Source organism: Halomonas sp. 707D4, assembly GCF_024158685.1.
Lineage (GTDB): Bacteria > Pseudomonadota > Gammaproteobacteria > Pseudomonadales > Halomonadaceae > Vreelandella.
Genome location: NZ_JAMZBD010000739.1, coordinates 1 through 1,068, shown reverse-complemented (window position 1 = coordinate 1,068; position 1,068 = coordinate 1). Strand labels below are relative to the sequence as shown.

Sequence of the window (1,068 nt, the reverse complement as noted above, 5' to 3'; positions counted from 1 at the left end):
CCGCCACCAGCATCAAGGGGTGCTCGGAAGGCGCGTAGGTCATGGCGGGCATGACGATACGGATCACCGCCCCCACCATGACGCACCAGGCAAGCGTGAGCAGCGCTCGCGTCAGGCGATGGCTCATCGGACCGCGAAAGGTATCGATGGGGTACGCGCGCTCAAGGCGCGACAGGGCGCGAAAGGAGAAGCGTGAAAAGCGGCCTTCGAAGGCGCCGAGGGCATGGAACAGGCTAGCGCCGGTGAGCAGCACGCCGAGAACGAGCTCCGCCGCCGCAAGCCAGGGTGCGCCGAGCCAGGCCCAGGCCAGGGTCATCAAGAGCGCGAATACCCCGAAGGCCCAGGCCGCCCGGAGCAGGTGACGATCGAAAAGACAGACCAGAGCCGCCAGGCCCAGAAGCAGGGCCAGGGCCCCTTCCCAGAGGTCGATGGACGCTAACATAAGCCTTCGCTGATTCCTTGCTTGGGCTGGAAGTCTCTACTGTGCCTGCCTTTTCGGTACTTGTCGACGTTCGCCTAGGCGAGCCGCGCCTGCAGCCATTTGCCGATGTCGTTGACCTGCTGCGGGCAGAGGGCGTGGGCCATCGGGTACTGGCGGTAGTTGACGCCGTAGCCCTTCGCTTTCAGCGCATCGGCGCCGGCACGGCCCAGGCTCTCCGGGACCACCGGGTCGAAACTGCCGTGGTGCACCTCGATGGCGAGCCCCCGGTTGGCATCGCCAGGCTCGAGGCTCTCGCCGGTGGCAAGGTAGGTCGACATCGCCAGAAGCCCGCCCAGCGGCGCGGGAAAGGTGAGTGCCGTGTGGTAGGCCACCGCTCCGCCCTGGGAGAAACCGGCGACGATGATCCGGCGGCTATCCATGCCCTGGTCGATCTGCTCCTGGATCAGCGCCTGGATGCGCTCGGCGGAGCGCTTGAGCTGGAGGGTATCGACCCGGCGGCCCAGGTCCATGGCGAGGATGTCGTACCAGGCGGGCATCCTGGACCACGAGACCGGCACCAAGGACGTGAGCGCCATGGGGGGGCTTCGCTCCAGCATGCCGGTGACGGCGACGATCGCCTGCGTGGC

The 1,068-nt window shown here is 67.2% G+C and carries 2 protein-coding genes; both read right to left on the bottom strand.

The annotated features are described in order from the left end of the window. Positions 1-442 (bottom strand): DUF4040 domain-containing protein (locus tag BIS11_RS18355; protein WP_253586833.1); only part of this gene is annotated, 442 nt, incomplete at its 3' end. Positions 443-516: 74 nt separating this feature from the next. Further along, positions 517-1,068, bottom strand: a 552-nt coding sequence (locus BIS11_RS18350; RefSeq protein ID WP_253586832.1) for an alpha/beta hydrolase, incomplete at its 5' end; no start/stop codon positions are given.